The sequence below is a fragment of the Azospirillum sp. SYSU D00513 genome (genome assembly GCF_017356015.1).
Lineage (GTDB): Bacteria > Pseudomonadota > Alphaproteobacteria > Azospirillales > Azospirillaceae > Azospirillum.
In genome coordinates, this window is the sequence record NZ_JAFIQV010000031.1 from 78005 (window position 1) to 96215 (window position 18211).

The following is an 18211-nucleotide window of genomic DNA, read 5'->3' on the forward strand; positions in this document are numbered from 1 at the left end:
CATGGGCATCCACGAGTCCCGCATCGAGTTCGTCTATCTGTTCGACGTGCGCAACGGCAACCCGAACGGCGACCCGGACGCCGGCAACATGCCGCGCCTCGACCCGGAAACCAGCAAGGGGCTGGTCACCGACGTCTCCCTAAAGCGCAAGATCCGCAACTTCGTGGAGCTGACGCAGTCCGGCCAGAAGGGCTATGAGATCTACGTGCGCGAGAAGGCGATCCTGAACGACCAGCACGCCCGCGCCTACGAGGCCAACGGCATCGCGTCGGAGAAGGGAAAGCTGCCCAAGGGCGAGGGCGACGCCCGCAAGGTCACGCAATGGATGTGCGAGACCTTCTTCGACGTGCGGACCTTCGGCGCGGTCATGACCACCGGCGTGAACTGCGGCCAGGTGCGCGGGCCGGTGCAGCTCACCTTCGCGGAAAGCCTGCACCCCATCGTGCCGATGGAGGTGTCGGTCACCCGCATGGCCGTCACCACTGCCGCCGAGGCCGAGAAGCAGCAGGGCGACAACCGCACCATGGGGCGGAAATACATCGTGCCCTATGGGCTGTACCGGGCGCACGGCTTCATCTCCCCGCACCTCGCGCGGCAGACCGGCTTTTCCGACTCCGACCTGGAGCTGTTCTTCAAGGCGCTGGAGAACATGTTCGAGCAGGACCGCTCCGCCACGCGCGGCGAGATGGCCGCGCGCAAGCTGGTCGTCTTCCGTCACAAGTCGCCGCTGGGCGAGGCGCCGGCGCAGAAGCTGTTCAAGCTGGTCACCGCCAGGGTGAAGGACGGGGTGACGGCACCGCGCAGCTTCGACGACGACTTCACCGTCACCATCGACCGCGACAACCTGCCGGCGGGCGTGGAGATCGAGGAGCGTCTGTAAGGGATGGAAGGCCCCGCTGCCGACCCTGCCACCGATCCCGACGCTGGCCTCGCTCCGCTATCGGCGTTGCAGCATCTGGCCTTCTGCGCGCGCCAGTGCGGGTTGATTCATCTGGAGGATGCCTGGGCGGAGAACGCGCTGACCGCCGAGGGCCGCGTGCTGCACGAGCGGGTGGACAACGCGCCCGGCGAGACGCGGCGCGGGGTGCGGGTGGCGCGGGGGGTGCCCCTGCGCAGCGCGCGGCTGGGACTGATCGGGCGCGCCGACGTGGTGGAGTTCCACTCCCGGCGCGGCCAGCCGCCCCTGCCCTGCCCGGTGGAGTACAAGCGCGGCAAGGCCAAGCCGCACGACGCCGACCGCGTCCAGCTCTGCGCCCAGGGGCTGTGCCTGGAGGAGATGCTGGGGCTGGAGGTGCCGGGCGGCGCGCTCTTCTACGGGGAGACGCGGCGCCGGCAGGAGGTGGCCTTCGACGCGGATCTCCGCGCGCGGACGGAATCGCTGGCGCGCGAGCTGCACGCCATGCTGGCCGTCCGGACCAACCCGCCGCCCGAGCCGGGGCCGAAATGCCGATCCTGCTCCCTGGAGGCCCTGTGCCTGCCGGGGATCTGCCGGCCGAAGCCGGCGGGCGGGCGGTCGGCCGCCGCCTGGCTGGCGGGCATGCTGCGCGCCGACGCCGAGGGAGACCTGCCGTGAAACGCCTGCTCAACACGCTCTACGTCACCACCCCCGGCAGCTACCTGTCGAAGGAGGGCGAGGCCATCGAGGTGCGGCGGGAGGACGGTGGGCGCACGCTGGTGCCGCTGATCGCGCTGGAAGGGCTGGTCGCCTTCGGCAGCGTCGGCGCCAGCCCGCACGTGCTGGGCCATTGCGCGGAAAAGGGCATCAGCGTCGGCTTTCTGTCCGACGCCGGCCGTTTCGTGATGCGGGTGGAGGGGCCGGTCTCGGGCAACGTGCTGCTGCGCCGCGCGCAGTATCGGGCGGCGGACGATCCGGCCCGCGCCGCGTCCGTCACCCGCAATGTGCTGGCGGGCAAGCTCGCCAACCAGCGCACGGTGCTGCGCCGCCACCGCCGCGACCATGAGGACCCGACCGGCGCCCTGGCGGCAGCCGAAGAAGCCATTGGCCGCGCGCTGACCCAGCTCGACCGGCCCTTCAGCGCCGATTGGGGCGTCGACCAGCTGCGCGGGGTGGAGGGCGACGCCGCTGCCGCCTATTTCCGCGCCTTCGCCGCGATGATCCGGCGCGAGGAACCGGAATGGCGCATGGCCGGCCGCTCGCGCCGTCCGCCGCTGGACCGGGTCAACGCGCTGCTGTCCTTCCTCTACACGCTGCTGACCCACGACGTGCGCGGTGCGCTGGAGGCGGTCGGGCTGGACCCGCAGGCGGGTTTCCTGCACACGGACCGGCCTGGCCGGCCTTCCCTCGTGCTCGATCTGGTGGAGGAGTTCCGCGCGCCCTTCGCCGACCGGCTGGCGCTGACCCTGATCAACCGCCAGGAACTCGGCCCCGACGATTTCGAGATCGGGGAGACCGGCGCCGTGGCCCTCGCCCCCGACGCCCGCAAGGCCGTGCTGGTCGCCTATCAGAAGCGCAAGAAGGAGGAGCTGAACCACCCTTTCCTCAACGAAAAGCTCCCCTTCGGCCTCATGTGGCACGCCCAGGCCCGGCTGCTGGCCCGGCACCTGCGCGGCGACCTCGACGCCTACCCGCCCTTCCTGTGGAAGTGACGCCGTGCTGGTCCTCGTCTGCTACGACGTCTCCACCGAAACCCAGGCCGGACGTCGGCGCCTGCGCCGCGTGGCGAAGGCCTGCCAGGACCATGGCGTGCGCGTGCAGTATTCGGTGTTCGAATGCACGGTCGATCCGGCACAATGGACCGCGCTGCGCGCCCAACTCCTCGGTCTGATCGACGACCGTACCGACAGCCTGCGCTTCTACCTGCTGGGCTCCAACGCCCGGCACAAGGTGGAGCATGTCGGCGCCCGCACCCCCACCGACCTGGAAGAGCCGCTGATCCTGTGACGCGCGGCCTCTTGCGCGAACCCCAAGCGCCCATGAATCCCCCGGAGGGTTCGCTCGGGCGGAAAACCCAGCCATCGCAAGGATCCCGGCGCCAGGCCGCACGCAAAGACGTACGCGGCGGAGCCTGCCCGCACCCGGTTCGCGCGAACGAGGCGGTTTTCTCAAGCCGGGCAATGGCTTACAGTGAGGCGGTCACCTCCCGTGCGGGGGTGTGGATTGAAACGAGCTTGGGGTCGAACACCCGCTCGCAGGAGACGGTCACCTCCCGTGCGGGGGTGTGGATTGAAACCCGTTAAGCCTTACAACAGTGGCGGGATGAATTAGCGTCACCTCCCGTGCGGGGGTGTGGATTGAAACCCGATGTTCCGGCCAGACCTGCATATTGCGAAGCAGCGTCACCTCCCGTGCGGGGGTGTGGATTGAAACCGCGCCGGCGCCACCGCCCAGACCATCTACGACGCGTCACCTCCCGTGCGGGGGTGTGGATTGAAACGATGAGTGGGCAGCTGGCGCTCGGGCGATGGAGTGTCACCTCCCGTGCGGGGGTGTGGATTGAAACTCCCAGATCAAGGCCGTCCGGTTTCCGACCTTCGTCACCTCCCGTGCGGGGGTGTGGATTGAAACCGGACGTAGAGGTCAATCACTGCTTCATCGGTCACCGGTCACCTCCCGTGCGGGGGTGTGGATTGAAACGGTGGCGCCCGGGCGGGCGAGCTGGGCGACGGCGTGTCACCTCCCGTGCGGAGGTGTGGATTGAAACGTGGAGAAGGACGAGGCGAAGGCCGTGGCGAAGGTGTCACCTCCCGTGCGGAGGTGTGGATTGAAACAAGCTATCGCTGGCCGTGCTGCCCGTGCACCTGTGTCCCCCTTCATGCAGGGGTGTATCGAAGCAGCCGCGCGATCATCTCGGGTGCGATCCTTTGCCCTGCGGACAAGCTAGGAGCGGGCCGAACTGCCTCACTGAACGCCATGCCCCGCCAGCCCGCGTCGTGACTTTGGCATTTGCCCGCTGTTGGCCTGGAATGAAAACAAGCAAAGGGAGGGGACCATGTTGAACGGTGGGGGAACACGGTCTGGGGCGCTGCTGCTCGCGGCTGCGGTGGTGGTCGCCATCGCGTTCGGGGGGGCGAACGCGATTTACGGCTGAGTCCGGCGGGTTCCGGGAAGGGATTGCCCGTCGCGCGCGCATGTTCATGCGACGTCGTATGACGGGCCATCCTGCCGGGGAATGACAGGGCGGCATCCGGGGGTTGCCGCACCGTGCATGTCCGCGCCTCGGCGCGGCCCGCTCGCGCCATGCGGCGCCGGGCCAAGGCCGGGCCAAGGAATGTAACGGCGCATATGTCTTCTCGGAGGTTCACGCGCTCCCCCGGTTGGGACTATGGTGCGATCCGAATGAATGCGGATGGGCTGGCCGTCCGGGATGTGGCGGGTCCGCCGGAAGACGCCTTGGCAGGAGCTTCGATCCCGGTTGGGCGGCTCGGGAAAGAGGACCGATGTCTGAGAGTGCGGAGACGGTGCGGGCGGCCTGGCCGGCCGGCGGCGGCGAGGTGGGGGATCTGGTGCGCCGTCCCGGGTTCCAGGCCGCCGGGCTCGGCCCCGTCGAATCCTGGCCCCCGTCGCTGCGCTCGATCCTGGAGATGGCGCTCAATTCGCGGCAGGCGAAGTTCGTCGCCTGGGGTCCGGATCTCGCCTTCCTCTACAACGACGCCTACATCCCGATCTTCGCGGAACGCCACCCCCAGGCACTCGGCCGCCCCTTCGCGGAGGTCTGGTCCGACATCTGGCCCCAGATCCGGCCCATCGTGGAAAGCAACCTGACGGGCGTCGGGCATCTCTACGAGGAGCTGCTCATCCCGATGATGCGGGACGGGCGCACCCAGGACACTTGGTTCACCTTCTCCTACACGCCGGTCCGCGACGAATCCGGCAAGGTCGCGGGCATCGTCTGCGCGGCCATGGAGGTGACGGACCAGGTCCTCGCCAAGCGGCGGGAGCAGGAGGCGCTGGAGGCGCTGAGGGCGCAGACCGAGGCGCTCGCCATCATCAACCGTGCCGGCACCGCCATCACGGCCGAACTCGACCTTGACCGGCTGACCCGGACGGTGACCGACGCCGGCGTGGCGCTGACCGGCGCGCAGTTCGGCGCCTTCTTCTACAACGTCCAGGACGAGAAGAACGGCCACTACATGCTCTACACCCTGTCGGGGGTGGAGCGGGAGGCCTTCTCCAGGTTCCCGATGCCGCGCAACACCCAGGTCTTCGCCCCGACCTTCGCCGGCGAAGGGGTGGTCCGGTCCGACGACATCACGGCGGATCCGCGCTACGGCCACAACGCGCCCTACCGGGGCATGCCGGAGGGCCACCTGCCGGTGCGCAGCTATCTGGCGGTGCCGGTGCGGTCGCGCAGCGGCGAGGTCATCGGCGGGCTGTTCTTCGGCCATTCCGATGCCGGGCGCTTCGGCGCGGCGGTGGAGGCGAGCCTTGTGAGCCTTGCCGGCCAGGCCGCGGTCGCCATGGACAACGCCCGGCTGTTCAAGAACGTCGAGCGCGAGATGCGCCATCGCGCCCGCGCCGAGGAGCAGCTGCGCCAGCTGAACGAGACGCTGGAGGCGCGCGTCATCGCCGAGATCGCCGAGCGCCGCCACGCCGAGGCGGCGCTCCAGCAGTCGCAGAAGATGGAGGCTATCGGCAAGCTGACGGGGGGCGTGGCGCATGACTTCAACAACCTGCTCCAGGTCGTGTCGGGCAACCTCCAGCTCCTGACCAAGGACGTGGCCGGCAACGAGCGGGCGGAGCGCCGGGTGGCGAACGCGCTGGCCGGCGTCAGCCGCGGCGCCAAGCTGGCGAGCCAGCTGCTGGCCTTCGGGCGGCGGCAGGCGCTGGAGCCGAAGGTCGTCAATGTCGGCCGCTTCGTCACGGGCATGGACGACATGCTGCGCCGGGCGCTGGGCGAGGCCATCGAGATCGAGACCATCGTGTCCGGCGGCCTTTGGAACACCCTCATCGACCCGACCCAGGTCGAGACCGCCCTGCTGAACCTGGCGATCAACGCGCGCGACGCCATGGACGGCACCGGAAAACTGACCATCGAGGCCGGCAACGCCTTCCTCGACGACGCCTATGTCCGCAGCCACGCCGACGTGACGCCCGGCCAGTATGTCATGCTGGCCGTCAGCGACACCGGCAGCGGCATGACGCCCGAGGTGCTGGCCCAGGTGTTCGAGCCCTTCTTCTCGACCAAGCCCGAGGGCAAGGGGACCGGCCTCGGCCTGTCCATGGTCTATGGCTTCGTCAAGCAGTCCGGCGGCCATGTGAAGATCTACAGCGAGCCCGGCCAGGGCACGACCGTGAGGCTCTACCTGCCGCGCGCCGAGCAGAGCGAGGACGTCGTGACCCTCGTGGACACCGGGCCGGTCGTCGGCGGGACCGAGACCATCCTGGTGGCGGAGGACGATGAGGAGGTGCGGGCCACCGTGGTCGAGATGCTGACCGAACTCGGCTACCGCGTGCTGAAGGCCAAGGACGCCGCCAGCGCCCTCACGGTGGTCGAGAGCGGCATCCCCATCGACCTGCTCTTCACCGACGTGGTCATGCCCGGCACGCTGAAGAGCCCGGAACTGGCCCGCAAGGCGCGCGAGCGGCTGCCGAACATCGCCGTGCTCTTCACCTCCGGCTACACCGAGAACTCCATCGTCCATGGCGGACGGCTCGACGCCGGGGTGGAGCTGCTGTCCAAGCCCTACACGCGCGAGGCGCTGGCCCGCAAGCTGCGCCACGTGCTGGCCAACCAGGCCCAGCGCGTTCAGGCAGCGGCCCCCGCCGCGACGAGGCCGCAGCCGCGCCCGTCCGCTCCGGAGCCGGCCGCCGCACTTTCGGTGCTGCTGGTCGAGGACGACCCGGTGATCCGGATGAACACCGCCGAACTGCTTCAGGACATCGGCCACGCCGTGACCCAGGCGGAGAGCGCCGAGGAGGCGCTGGCAGCGCTGGGGACCGTGCCCGTGGACGTGATCGTCACCGACCTCGGCCTGCCCGGCCTGTCCGGTGCCGCCTTCGCCGCGAAGGCGCGCGAGGTCCGTCCGGGCATCGGCATCGTCTTCGCCACCGGCAAGGACAAGGCCCCCGACCTCGCCGGCCAGGGCGCCACCCACCTGCTCCGCAAGCCCTACGACAGCGCCGGCCTCACCGCCGCGCTGGATGCGGTGCGGACGGACAGGACGGTCCCGGCGGGCGAGGACTAGACGCCACCGCCGCTCCCATCCGGCAGCGCCGCGGCGATGTCGCGGGCCAGGCGGGTGACGGCGCGGCTCAGCGCGTCGGCGACCGCGCCGGGCTCGCCGGGCGTCTCCACCGGCTCCTCCGCCACCGTGCGCCCGAAGCGCAGGGGCCGGTCGCGGTCCTGGTAGATCCGCCAGCGGGCGTCCAGCAGGGCCGGCCCGTCCTGGGCGGCCTCGAAGCGCTCGATGACGACCTCGACCGTGTTGACCATCTCGACGTCGCGGCGCTGGGGCAGCTGCAGCACGGTCCGCCCGCCCGACGCGGTTTCCAGCTCGCGGATCAGCGACCGGGTGATGAGCGATTCCAGCGTCCCGCCCCAGCGGTCGTATTCCAGCACCTCCAGCCGGCTGCCCTGGCCGCGCAGCACCATCTCGGGCCGCCGCAGGTAATCGGGGATCTCGACCGGCTCCAGCCCGATCGCCCGCTCCGGCATGCGCGGGGGCGCCGGGGCGGGAGCCTCGGCCGGCGGGGCCAGGGTGTAGAAGCGGCTCGGCTCCGTGCCGCAGCCGGCCAGAAGCCCTAGCAGGGCCGGGAGGAGGAGCAGGCGGGCGGAACGCCGTGGCGTGGGATGGTTCATCAGCGTTTGCCTTGGATCAGGGCTTCGGGATGGCGCTCGAGATAATCGGTCAGGACCCGGATCGACCGGGCCGCCGCCGACAGCTCGCGCACCAGGTTCAGCAGGTCATGGGTCACCGGCCGCGCGCCGCCGACGAGGTCGTTCGTGGTCTTCAGCGTGGTGGTCGCCTGTGCGGCCAGCGTGGCGGCGTTCTCCGAGGTCTCGCGCAGCGCGCGCAGGGTCGGCCCGACCTCCCCGTTGACGGTCTGCATCGTCCGTTCCAGCTCCGTCAGGGTGGAGCGCAGCGCGTTGGCGGCGCCGACGGTCTCCGGCCCGCCGAGCAGGTTGGCGGCGCTCTGCACCGTCCGGCGCAGGTCGGCGATGGTGTCCGCGATGGGCGCGCGGGAGAGCTGGTCGAGCAGGGAGCTGAGGGACTGCGTGGCCGCGTCGAGGATGGCCGGCTGCGCGGGCAGCATGGGCGGGCTGCTCGCGAGGTCCATCTCGCCCGGTGCCGCGTCGGGGAAGAAGTTGAGCGCCACGATCATTTCGCCGGTCAGGTAGTTGCCGGTGCGCAGCTGCGCCCGCAGCCCGCGCGACACCATGCCGGCGAGGATGCCGTAGGTCGCCCGGTCGTCCTCGCTGGCGATGTCCACCCGTTCCGGTTCCAGCCGCATCGTCACGGGGATGCGCGCGGTCCGGGTTTCCGGATCCCAGGAGAGCCGGATGTCCGTGACCTCGCCGATCTTGATGCCGCGGAACTCCACCGCCGACCCCGGATTGAGGCCGCGCACCGAACCGTCGAACTGCACCTGGAGCGGCAGCCGGCGGGTGTAGCGCGCCTCCTCGGCGCTGCGCTGGTTCTCGAACAGGGGGAAGCTCCGCCCCTCCTCCGCCGCCTCGCCCTCGTTCGACAGGCCGGGCGTGTCGAAGGCGACGCCGCCCGCCGCCAGCGCCTGGAGGGATTCGATGGCGACCGACGGGCCGTTGGAGCCGAAGGACATCTGGACGCCGCTGGCGTTCCAGAAGCGGCTGTTGGGCCGGACCAGCCGGTCGTAGGGGGCGTGCACGAAGACCGGAACGTTCAGCGAGGACCAGTCCCTGGTGAACTCATAGCCCAGAACCTCGCCCACCTGGATGCCCGCGTAGTAGATCGGGACGCCCGGCGACAGCCCGCCCAGCCGGTCGGTGGTCAGCACGAAGCGCCGCCCCGGCGCGCTGGACTGCACCAGCGGCGGCTCCTCCAGCCCGGAGAATTCCGTGGTCCACTCGCCCGGCCCGGGATCGACGCCGATGTAGGCGCCCGACACGAGGGTGGTGAGGCCGGAGATGCCGGCGGCGCCCAGCCGCGGCTTCACCACCCAGAAGCGGGTGCCGCCGGTGAGATAGGGGCCGGCGTCCTTCACCATGCGCGCGGTGACGACCACATGGCTCAGGTCGGCGGACATGGCCACCGCCTCGACCGTGCCGACATCGACGTTCTTGAACTTGATCTTGGTCCGGCCGGCCTCGATCCCCTCCGCCGTGACGAAGGTGATGGTGATCAGCGGGCCGCGCTCGCTGAAGTGCTGCCAGACCAGCCAGCCGCCGAGCAGGGCGGCGACCAGCGGCACGATCCAGACGAGCGGCAGCGTGCGGCGGCGCCGCACATGCGCGGCGGCCGGTTCAACCGCGTTTTCGGCGGCGTTTTCGGCGGAAGCCGTGTTTTCGGGACGCTGCGGTTCCAACGCTATTCCATCTCCTCAGGGCCGGCGCCGTCCCAGATCAGGCGCGGATCGAAGGCGTGCGACGCCAGCATGGTGACGACGACGACCGCCGCGAAGGCGACCGCCCCCGGCTCCGGCGCGACCGTCGCGATGTTCCCGAGCTTCACGAGTGCCGCCAGCAGCGAGATCATGAAGACGTCCACCATGGACCAGCGGCCGACCCCCTCGATGATTCGGTACAGCCGGGTCCGCCGCTTGCGCCCGCCGGCCGACCGGAACCGGACCGACAGCGTCAGAAAGGCCAGGCCCGTCAGCTTCAGCAGCGGCACCGCGATGCTGGCGAAGAAGATCAGCAGGGCGATCGGCCATTGGTTGGCGGCGACCAGCGTCTCGACGCCGGACAGGATGGTGTCGGGCTCGCCGGCGCCGAAATAGATCACCGTCATGATCGGCAGCAGGTTCGCGGGCACGTAGAGCAGCGCCGCCGCCAGGGTGAGCGCGCCGGTCCGCCGCAGGCTGCCGGGCTTGCGCCGGTGCAGGGCGGCACCGCAGCGCGGGCAGGACGCCCGCCCCGCCTCCTCCAGCTGGCCGCAGCCGTGGCAGCTCACCAGCCTCCCGCCGGCCGTGACGGATCCGGCGGTGTCCACGGGGGCGCGGCGTTGCGGCGACAGCCGGTCCCACACCTCGAAGGGGTCGAGCGTCGCCTCCGCGCAGACCATCGCCAGGATCAGCCCGACCAGCGCGAACAGCGAGGTCCCGACCTCCAGCGAGGCGAGGCCCGCCAGCTTCACATAGGCGACGATGAGGCCGAGCAGGAAGACCTCCAGCATCGCCCAGGGACGCAGATTCCCGAGAAGGCGGAAGACGCTCCCGGCTCCCGGCGCGCCCCGTCCGGCCAGCAGCGGCGCCGTCACGTAGAGCAGCCCCAGGATGCGCAGCAGCGGCGCCAGGAAGACGGTGAAGAGGACCAGCAATGCCAGGGTCGGATAGCCGGCGCTCCACAGCGCTTCCGTGCCGCTCAGCAGCCCGCCGGGCTGGGCGCGCCCCTCCAGTTCGAAGGTCAGGAGCGGGAAGAGAACGGAGACCCCCAGCAGGATCAGGGCCGAGGCCGCGAAGGCGGTGCAGCGCGGCAGGCTGCGGTGGCGCGGCGTGCGCAGCACGGCCTCGCAACGCCGGCAGGTCACGTCGTGGCCCGGCGGTGCGGGCGGCAGGCTGTGCAGCAGGCCGCAGTCGTGGCAGGCGACGAGCGGCGGGCCGCCCTCCGCGGCAGCGGAGGTCACGCTCCGTCTCCTGTTCTGGCACCGGTCATGGACGTTGGCGAACATCTCGTAAAGCCGAGCCTAGACAATGGCTCGGATCGCGCGCTCTTCAAGGAGGGTGCGGCCAAGTGGTCTCGGCCTCAGCCGAAGGGGCTGGGTTCCGATCCGGTGGCCGGATCGGGGCAGTCCGTGCGGTCCCGAGGGCTGCGGCATTGACCATCCCGCTGCGATACGTATATTTATACGACAAGCTCAGGAGGTTACCATGCGGACGCCCGCCTATAAGGGGTCGATCACCACGACGGGGTCTTCGGAAGCCATCCGCTTCGACAAGGGGCTGTTTCGCCAGAACCCGGAGTTCCGGCAGAAGGCCAGCGTCGAGGCCCATGTCATCGGGCCAGGCACGCTTCTCGTTCATGTCGTCGATGAGGCTCCCGCCGAAGAAATCCGGGAGGACCCGGTGGTCACGGCCTTTCTCGCGTTCCTGGAACAGGATGCCATCGCGCATCCGGAACGCATCACCCCTCTCTCGGCTTCGAGGATCGAGCGTGCCATCGAACTCACGCGTGGGGTGACGGTGTCGGACGAGGACGTCATTCCCGACGACGTCACGCTCTAGCCAAGCTGGACCAGCAAGGGCGGAGTGAGCGGAACGCTCCTTTCGCCTTTCCTGATCACGCCGACATGCCGGAGAACCCGCGCCCGTGCCAAACGCCCCCTTCGATGTTCGCAATGGCTGGAAGCTCTACATGTATCCGGCGTTCCGCACCTCCTTTGACGCGCTTACCGAGGAGGTCGAACGCTTGGCCGAAGCCGATCCGACCGGATACCCCAACCATCCGAAATCGAAACTCCTCAAGCGCATCAGCGATCTAATCCTTGAAGAGATTCCTGCCGATCCGGGCGACAAGGCTTACCGTCAGGGCGTTGCTCTCGGTCCGCGGCATAAGGATTGGTTCAGGGCCAAGTTCCTGGGGCGTTTCCGTCTTTTCTTCCGGTACAACAGCAAGGCCAGGATCATTATTTATTGCTGGGTGAACGACGAGAACAGCTTGAGGAAAGCGGGTTCGAACACCGACCCATACACGATTTTTTCCGGCATGGTGAAATCCGGGCGTCCTCCCAACGATTGGAATGACCTCATCAAGGAGGTCGTCGGCTGAAAGGGAGCGCAGCCAGGTTGCGAACGGGCGTAACTCATTTCCGGATCCGGGTTTCATGGTCAGGCCGGCACATGGCCCCTCCCCGCGCTTCGGCTTAAGCGACAGTGCTTAGCACCATCGGTTTCTTTCCCGCCGTGCGGGATGGGCCTACGGTCCTTCGGTTCGACCGTTCCGATCACCGCTCCGCCCGTCTCCCCTGCCCACTGCCGCGATGCGCCCTGAATGCTCCTGACGCTCCGCCCTTTCCGCCCGCCCTTCCGCCGGATGGCCCGGGCCGCCGCCCTGTCCATGGGCCTGATGCTGGCGGCCTGCGCGTCGGACCGGGCGCCGGCGCCTCCGGTCCTGGCCGATGCGGCGCCGCCCGTCTACGACTATCCCTTCACCAACCCCTGGGCCGCCACGGTGCTCGGCACGCCGGCGGAGATGCGCGCCAGCTTCCCGGCAACGGTGGAACCGGAGCGGCGGCGGCTGACCGTCTTCGAGGACCGGAAGGTGCCCGACGGCTTCTGGTATCATGACGGGCTCTATTACACGGCGCTGCTCCAGGAGCGGCGGGCGCCGCTCGCCTTCGTCATCGCGGGCACGGGGGCCGACGACCGGGCGGAGCACATGCTGTCGCTGGGGCGGATGCTGCACGCGATCGGCATGCATGTCGTCCTTCTGCCCTCGCCGACCCACGCGAATTTCGTGGTCACCGCCAGCTCCTCCTACCTGCCGGGCCGGCCCCAACAGGACGCCGCCGACCTGCTGCGCGTCATGCGGCTGCTGCGCGACCGCATCGGGAAGGAGGTGGAGATCTCCGACCATTACCTGACCGGCTACAGCCTCGGCGCCTGGAACGCCGCCTACACGGCCAAGCTGGACCAGGAACAGGCCGCCGCCGGCGGGGGCGGCTTCGGCTTCAAACGTGTCCTGCTGATCAACCCGCCGGCCAGCCTCTACCGCTCGGTCACCAAGATCGACGGCATGCTGTACCGGGGGCTGCCGGGCGGCATCAACCAGCTCGACGCCTTCCTCGACCAGCTGCTGGCCCGGCTGTCCGAGGCCTACGAGAACACCGACGCGCTGGACTTCGGGAACGAGGACCTCGCCATGGACATCTATCGGACGCTGGATCCCAGCGACGAGCGGCTCGCCGCCGCCATCGGCCTGTCCTTCCGGCTGGCCTCGGCCAACATGGTGTTCGCCTCCGACGTGATGAGCCGCGAGGGCTACATCTATCCCCGGAACAAGCCCTTCCTGACCACCACGCCCCTGTCGGAGTATTTCGCGGTGGCGCTCCGCACCAGCTTCCTGAACTATTTCGACGATGTCTACACGGACCATTACCGGGCGCGCACGCCGGGGCTGACCGCACAGGCACTGATCGACCAGTCCAGCCTGTCCAGCATCGGCGGCTGGCTGGCCGCGCAGCCGCAGATCGGGCTGATGACCAACGCCGACGACGTCATCCTGGCGCCGGGCGACCTGGAGGAGCTGCGGGGCATCTTCGGCGCGCGGGCGCGGATCTTCCCGACCGGCGGCCATGTCGGCAATCTGGAACACCGCGCCGTCACCGCCCACGTCCTCGACTTCTTCACCAAGTGAGCCACGCGCATGCATGACCTTTGCTCGGCGCGCCCCTGCCTTACCGCACTCCTGGCGGCCTGGCTGCTCGCGGGCTGCGCGACCGGTTCCATGGACAGCCCGGCGGGCGCCCAGCCGGTGGATCCGCCGCGCCGGCAGCTTTCGGACCTGGTTCCGGCGGGCGGCGTCGCGGACCCCATCGCGGTCCACGACCCCTTGGAGCCGGCCAACCGCAGCCTCTACACCTTCAACGCGCGGTTCGACCGGGTGATCTTCATCCCCGTGGTCGAGACCTACGAGACCGTGACGCCGGAGTTCCTGCGCGACCGCGTGTCCTCCTTCTTCCTGAACCTGGGCGAGGTCAACAACTTCACGAACTCCGTGCTCCAGGCGAACGTGGAGAAGGCCGGGACGACCGTGATGCGCTTCGCGCTGAACTCCACGGTCGGGCTGCTCGGCCTGTTCGACGTCGCCTCGGAACTCGGCATCCCCCGCCAGGACGAGGATTTCGGCCAGACGCTCGGCCGCTGGGGCGTCGGGCCCGGCCCCTACGTCGTGCTGCCGATCCTCGGCCCCTCCAGCGTGCGGGACGGCGTCGGCCGGGTCGCGGACGCGCTGACCCTGTCCTTCGCCGTGCCCAGCGGCGTCTCCGACACCACCGCCTACGACGTGGCGCAGTACGGCCTTCAGCCGGTGGACACGCGCTACCGCACGGCCTTCCGCTATTACGGGACCGGCTCCCCCTTCGAATATGAGCTGGTCCGCTACGTCTACATGGAGGCGCGGCAGCTCCAGGTCAGGAAGTGAACCGGCGACGGGCCTGGGAACGCCTCAGCGTGGGGCGATGAGCTTGGGCACGGAGTGCACGCCGTTGAGCGGGAAGCGGCAAGGGGTTTCCGGCAGGCCGGCCAGTTCGTCCGTGGCGAAGGCGGCGGGCACGGGCCTGGACGGGGTGGGCTGGGCGACCCGGCTGGCGGCGACCAGATGCATGCCGTCGAGCGTCGCGGCTTCCGCCTTCCCGGCCATGGCGATCACGTTGGCGTGGGCGCCGGGCGTGCTCTCGTCCACCCAGATCCAGGCGGGGGCGCCGCTCTCCCGCGCGGCGGCGAAGAGGCGCGCGATCACCCGCTCGCAGGTGGCCTCGTTCAGATATTCATAGTCCCAGGCGTTCGGCTCCGGGGCGCCGCCGGGGCGCTCCACGCGGGGCGACAGCGCCCCCAGCAGGACCGCCGCCGCGAGAAGACCCAGCAGGTGACCCGCCATGCCGAGGCGGTTCGGCAGGAATGTTCCGAAAAATCCGGGCATGATGACCGTCTCCGATACTCGACCGTCCGGATGAGCGCCGCCGGCCCCCTTTCACCGCAATGCGGGACCACGCAAGCAAACAGGAAGGCCGGCACGATGTTTCGTCAAGCCGCTCTTCCGGATGGCGGCTCCTCCGCCGGTGGCCGGAGCGGCCCGGTGTTCGGGCAAGCGCCTGTGCCGGTGCCGCGCGTTTTTCGATGATTTTACACTCTGTGACATTTTCGGTTGCCCTTATCCCCACCGACTTGCTAGAAAACCGCCCGGTGGCTCGCCTGGAGTTGCCCGCGGCAATTTGACGTCTGCAGCTTGCGCCGCGTCACCAAACGCTAAAGCGCCACGATGCCCGGTCGTGGACCCACGACAGGAGAGACCGGATGACCAGCCCGTCCACCCGCCCATGCATGCCCCTTCCTTCCTCGGCGGCGGCGATCCGCCGGGATCGGATGGGCCGGCTCATGTGTCGGAGCTGAATCCAGGCCCCGTTTCCTGACGGCCGGCGGCAACCCCGGCGCCCCGCGCGCGGTTGAGCCGTGAACGGCATCCATCCTTTCCTACCAAGACCGCTTGCACGGCACGCTCCCCCATCGGGCGGTGCCGTGGCGGGAGGCATTGAGCCAGCATGATCACCTTCGAACACGTCACCAAGACCTTCGCCGCCCGGGGGTCCGGCGCGCCTTTCCAGGCGCTGGCCGACATCGACCTCGGCGTGGCGCGCGGCGAGATCTTCGGCGTCATCGGGCGCTCCGGGGCCGGCAAGTCCACGCTCCTGCGCAGCGTCAACCTGCTGGAGCGGCCGAGCTCGGGCCGCGTGCTGGTGGACGGCGTCGACATGACGGCGCTGTCCCCGCGCGACCTGCGCGAGGCGCGCCGCTCCATCGGCATGATCTTCCAGCATTTCAACCTGCTCTCCGCGCGCACCGTCTTCGACAACGTGGCCCTTCCGCTGGAATTGGCGGGACTGCCGAAGGCAAGGGTACGCGAGACGGTGGAGCCGCTGCTGGAGCTGGTCGGGCTGACCGACAAGCGGGACCGCTACCCGGCGGAACTGTCGGGCGGCCAGAAGCAGCGCGTCGGCATCGCCCGCGCGCTGGCCTCCAAGCCCAAGGTCCTGCTGTCGGACGAGGCGACCTCGGCGCTCGATCCGGAGACGACGCAGCAGATCCTGGAGCTGCTGGCCGACATCAACCGGCGGCTCGGCCTGACCATCATGCTGATCACGCACGAGATCGCCGTCATCAAGGAGATCTGCCACAAGGTGGCGGTGATGGAGGCCGGGCGCATCCTGGAGCAGGGGCCGGTCTTCGACATCTTCGCCCGGCCCCGGCACGAGACGACGCGCAGCTTCGTCGATCCGGTCATCAACCGCGGCATCCCGCCCTCGCTCCAGGGGCGGCTGGCGCCGGAGCCCGTGGCCGGGGCCAACATGGTCCTGCGCATCACCTTCACGGGCGAGCGCGCGACCACCCCGGTCATCAGCGCGATCAGCCGCCGGCTGAACCTGGACCTCAACATCTGGCACGGCCAGATCGACGAGATCCAGGGCGCCCCCTTCGGCACGCTGGTGGTCGAGGCGGTCGGCGACCATTCCACGACGGAGGCGGCGATCAGCCTCCTCCATGACAACAATCTCGGTGTCGAGGTGCTCGGCTATGCTGTCCCCGCAACTCTACGCGCTGCTGGTTAAGGCGCTCGTCGAGACGCTGCACATGGTGGCGGTGTCCGGCCTGATCGGCACGCTGCTCGGGCTGCCGCTCGGCGTGATGCTGGCGGTGACCGGCCGTGGCGAACTGCTGCAGAACCGGCTGTTCAACGCCGTCGTCGGCACCATCGTCAACATGACGCGCTCGACCCCCTTCATCATCCTGGTGGTGGCGATCATCCCCTTCACCCGGCTGGTGACGGGGACCTCCATCGGCACGAACGCGGCCATCGTGCCGCTGACGGTCGCCGCGACGCCCTTCATCGCGCGGGTGGTGGAGAACGCGATCCGCGAGGTGGACCGCGGGCTGATTGAGGCCGCCCAGGCCATGGGCGCCACTCCCTTCCAGATCATCCGCAAGGTCCTGCTGCCGGAGGCGATGCCCGCCGTCGTGATGGGTCTGACCCTCTCGGCCGTCAGCCTGATCGGCTATTCCGCCATGGTCGGCGCCGTCGGCGGCGGCGGCCTCGGCGATCTCGGCATCCGCTACGGCTATCAGCGCTTCCTGCCCGAGGTGATGCTGGCCGTCGTCGTGGTGCTGATCGTGCTGGTCCAGCTCGTCCAGTCCACCGGCGACTGGATCGCCCGCCGCGTCAACAAGCGCAACCTGAAGTCCTGATCCCTTCACCGCAAACAGACACTCTCACCCCACGTCATCCCCGCGAAAGCGGAGATCCAGGGCCGTTCCGGAAGGCCGCCGCATTGGACTGGATTCCCGCTTGCGCGGGAATGACGGACGAAGGAGGTGGTTCTGCTTGCGGCCCCACATCCTCAAAAAGCCCTAGGAGTTTCCCGATGATCCGTTCCCGCCTCGTCGCGCTGCTCGCCGGCGCCGCTACGCTCGGCCTCGCCCTTTCCGCCTCGGCGGAGACGCTGAAGATCGGCGTCACCCCCGGCCCGCACGCCAAGATCATGGAGAAGGTGAAGACCATCGCCGCCAAGGACGGCCTGGAGATCCAGATCATGGAATTCTCCGACTATGTCGTCCCGAACCAGGCGCTGGCCGATGGCGACCTCGACGCCAACTCCTTCCAGCACCAGCCCTATCTGGACAACCAGACCAAGGACCGCGGCTACGACCTCGTCAGCGTCGCCAAGACCGTGGTCTTCCCGATGGGCATCTACTCCAAGCGGGTGAAGACCTTGGCGGAGCTGCCGGAGGGCGCCAAGGTCGCCGTGCCGAACGACCCGACCAACGGCGGCCGCGCCCTGCTGCTGCTCCAGTCCCAGGGGCTGATCAAGGTGAACCCGGCCGCCGGGCTGAAGGCCTCGCCCATCGACATCACCGAGAACCCCCGCAAGATCCAGATCATGGAGCTGGACGCGGCTCAGCTTCCCCGCTCGCTGGACGACGTCGCGGCGGCTGTGGTGAACACCAACTATGCCACGGAGGCGGGTCTCGATCCGGTCAAGGACCCGATTGCCCGCGAGAGCCTGGACAGCCCCTACGCCAACGTGATCGTCGTCCGCAAGGCCGACGCGACCAAGCCCTGGGTCGAGAAGCTGGTGAAGGCCTACCAGAACGACGAGGTGAAGGAGTTCGTGCAGAGCTCGGTGAAGGGCACCGTCACCGCCTGGTAACCACCGGCCTTCGCACGGATGGAACAACGGACGCCGCCCGGGAGACCGGGCGGCGTCCGCCGTTTGTGCGCCCAGCATGGGCGTTCTCTTGTGGGTGGAAGTCCCGCCGTAAGCTGATCACGGCGAGCGAAGTGAAGCGCAACTGCGGAAGGGCGACCGACCGTGGGGAGGAAGCGTGGATCGAAGCCGCGGGCCG

General features: G+C 69.3%; 16 protein-coding genes and 1 CRISPR repeat array. Of the genes, 12 read left to right on the top strand and 4 right to left on the bottom strand.

The window, feature by feature from the left end:
• Position 1 precedes the first annotated feature (1 nt).
• From cas7c to JUB11_RS21745, 5 genes are all read left to right on the top strand, one after another.
• Entirely contained in the window at positions 2–880 is an 879-nt protein-coding gene (gene cas7c, locus JUB11_RS21725; protein ID WP_207460766.1) for a type I-C CRISPR-associated protein Cas7/Csd2, read from the top strand.
• Between the two features lie 3 nt (positions 881–883).
• On the top strand, positions 884–1573 hold the full coding sequence (gene cas4, locus JUB11_RS21730; RefSeq protein WP_207460768.1) for a CRISPR-associated protein Cas4: 690 nt from the start codon (positions 884–886) through the stop codon (positions 1571–1573).
• Entirely contained in the window at positions 1570–2607 is a 1038-nt protein-coding gene (cas1c, locus tag JUB11_RS21735; protein WP_207460770.1) for a type I-C CRISPR-associated endonuclease Cas1c, read from the top strand. Before cas4 ends, cas1c begins: the two co-directional genes overlap by 4 nt.
• A 4-nt stretch (positions 2608–2611) precedes the next feature.
• Positions 2612–2902, top strand: a complete 291-nt coding sequence (cas2, locus tag JUB11_RS21740) for a CRISPR-associated endonuclease Cas2 (protein ID WP_207460771.1) — start codon at positions 2612–2614, stop codon at positions 2900–2902.
• 191 nt (positions 2903–3093) lie between these two features.
• A CRISPR array of direct repeats spans positions 3094–3729; the repeat unit is 32 nt; unit sequence GTCACCTCCCGTGCGGGGGTGTGGATTGAAAC.
• A 669-nt stretch (positions 3730–4398) separates the two neighbouring features.
• The gene (locus JUB11_RS21745; RefSeq protein ID WP_207460772.1) at positions 4399–7146 is read left to right on the top strand and encodes a response regulator; all 2748 of its coding nucleotides are present in this window, start codon (positions 4399–4401) and stop codon (positions 7144–7146) included.
• Here the strand turns inward: JUB11_RS21745 and JUB11_RS21750 are convergent.
• The 3 genes from JUB11_RS21750 to JUB11_RS21760 are packed head-to-tail and all read right to left on the bottom strand — an operon-like array spanning position 7143 to position 10722.
• Positions 7143–7760, bottom strand: coding sequence for a PqiC family protein (locus tag JUB11_RS21750; RefSeq protein ID WP_207460773.1), 618 nt, complete (start codon positions 7758–7760; stop codon positions 7143–7145). The genes JUB11_RS21745 and JUB11_RS21750 overlap by 4 nt on opposite strands.
• Positions 7760–9463, bottom strand: coding sequence for an MlaD family protein (locus tag JUB11_RS21755; protein ID WP_207460774.1), 1704 nt, complete (start codon positions 9461–9463; stop codon positions 7760–7762). Before JUB11_RS21755 ends, JUB11_RS21750 begins: the two co-directional genes overlap by 1 nt.
• Positions 9464–9465: 2 nt before the next feature.
• Complete coding sequence (locus tag JUB11_RS21760) at positions 9466–10722, bottom strand: paraquat-inducible protein A (RefSeq protein WP_207460775.1); 1257 nt, start codon at positions 10720–10722, stop codon at positions 9466–9468.
• 244 nt (positions 10723–10966) lie between these two features.
• On the opposite strand from JUB11_RS21760, the gene JUB11_RS21765 reads away from it, so the two are divergent.
• The 4 genes from JUB11_RS21765 (at position 10967) to JUB11_RS21780 (ending at position 14237) form a co-directional block, all read left to right on the top strand.
• The gene (locus JUB11_RS21765) at positions 10967–11320 is read left to right on the top strand and encodes a type II toxin-antitoxin system PrlF family antitoxin (RefSeq protein WP_207460776.1); all 354 of its coding nucleotides are present in this window, start codon (positions 10967–10969) and stop codon (positions 11318–11320) included.
• 85 nt (positions 11321–11405) lie between these two features.
• Complete coding sequence (locus JUB11_RS21770; protein ID WP_348771486.1) at positions 11406–11864, top strand: type II toxin-antitoxin system YhaV family toxin; 459 nt, start codon at positions 11406–11408, stop codon at positions 11862–11864.
• Positions 11865–12086: 222 nt separating this feature from the next.
• Positions 12087–13451 (top strand): hypothetical protein, encoded by a 1365-nt coding sequence (locus JUB11_RS21775; RefSeq protein WP_207460777.1) that lies wholly within the window; start codon positions 12087–12089, stop codon positions 13449–13451.
• Between the two features lie 9 nt (positions 13452–13460).
• Positions 13461–14237, top strand: coding sequence for a VacJ family lipoprotein (locus JUB11_RS21780; RefSeq protein ID WP_207460779.1), 777 nt, complete (start codon positions 13461–13463; stop codon positions 14235–14237).
• Between the two features lie 24 nt (positions 14238–14261).
• Here the strand turns inward: JUB11_RS21780 and JUB11_RS21785 are convergent, their stop codons facing one another.
• A complete protein-coding gene (locus JUB11_RS21785; protein ID WP_207460781.1) occupies positions 14262–14735 on the bottom strand; it encodes a hypothetical protein in 474 nt (157 codons plus the stop codon).
• Positions 14736–15354: 619 nt separating this feature from the next.
• Between JUB11_RS21785 and JUB11_RS21790 the strand changes: the two genes are divergently transcribed.
• The 3 genes from JUB11_RS21790 to JUB11_RS21800 all read left to right on the top strand — a co-directional run bounded on the left by JUB11_RS21790 (position 15355) and on the right by JUB11_RS21800 (position 18015).
• Complete coding sequence (locus tag JUB11_RS21790; RefSeq protein WP_207460783.1) at positions 15355–16419, top strand: methionine ABC transporter ATP-binding protein; 1065 nt, start codon at positions 15355–15357, stop codon at positions 16417–16419.
• Complete coding sequence (locus JUB11_RS21795) at positions 16385–17053, top strand: methionine ABC transporter permease (protein ID WP_207460785.1); 669 nt, start codon at positions 16385–16387, stop codon at positions 17051–17053. Before JUB11_RS21790 ends, JUB11_RS21795 begins: the two co-directional genes overlap by 35 nt.
• 176 nt (positions 17054–17229) lie before the next feature.
• Complete coding sequence (locus tag JUB11_RS21800; protein ID WP_207460786.1) at positions 17230–18015, top strand: MetQ/NlpA family ABC transporter substrate-binding protein; 786 nt, start codon at positions 17230–17232, stop codon at positions 18013–18015.
• Positions 18016–18211 lie beyond the last annotated feature (196 nt).

Coding starts and splice junctions, on each gene's coding strand:
- cas7c (WP_207460766.1), top strand. CDS start 2: ATGGGCATCCACGAGTCCCGCATCGAGTTCGTCTATCTGTTCGACGTG.
- JUB11_RS21750 (WP_207460773.1), bottom strand. CDS start 7,760: ATGAACCATCCCACGCCACGGCGTTCCGCCCGCCTGCTCCTCCTCCCG.
- JUB11_RS21790 (WP_207460783.1), top strand. CDS start 15,355: ATGATCACCTTCGAACACGTCACCAAGACCTTCGCCGCCCGGGGGTCC.
- JUB11_RS21800 (WP_207460786.1), top strand. CDS start 17,230: ATGATCCGTTCCCGCCTCGTCGCGCTGCTCGCCGGCGCCGCTACGCTC.
- JUB11_RS21745 (WP_207460772.1), top strand. CDS start 4,399: ATGTCTGAGAGTGCGGAGACGGTGCGGGCGGCCTGGCCGGCCGGCGGC.
- JUB11_RS21775 (WP_207460777.1), top strand. CDS start 12,087: ATGCTCCTGACGCTCCGCCCTTTCCGCCCGCCCTTCCGCCGGATGGCC.
- JUB11_RS21765 (WP_207460776.1), top strand. CDS start 10,967: ATGCGGACGCCCGCCTATAAGGGGTCGATCACCACGACGGGGTCTTCG.
- JUB11_RS21785 (WP_207460781.1), bottom strand. CDS start 14,735: ATGCCCGGATTTTTCGGAACATTCCTGCCGAACCGCCTCGGCATGGCG.
- JUB11_RS21795 (WP_207460785.1), top strand. CDS start 16,385: ATGCTGTCCCCGCAACTCTACGCGCTGCTGGTTAAGGCGCTCGTCGAG.
- JUB11_RS21780 (WP_207460779.1), top strand. CDS start 13,461: ATGCATGACCTTTGCTCGGCGCGCCCCTGCCTTACCGCACTCCTGGCG.
- cas4 (WP_207460768.1), top strand. CDS start 884: ATGGAAGGCCCCGCTGCCGACCCTGCCACCGATCCCGACGCTGGCCTC.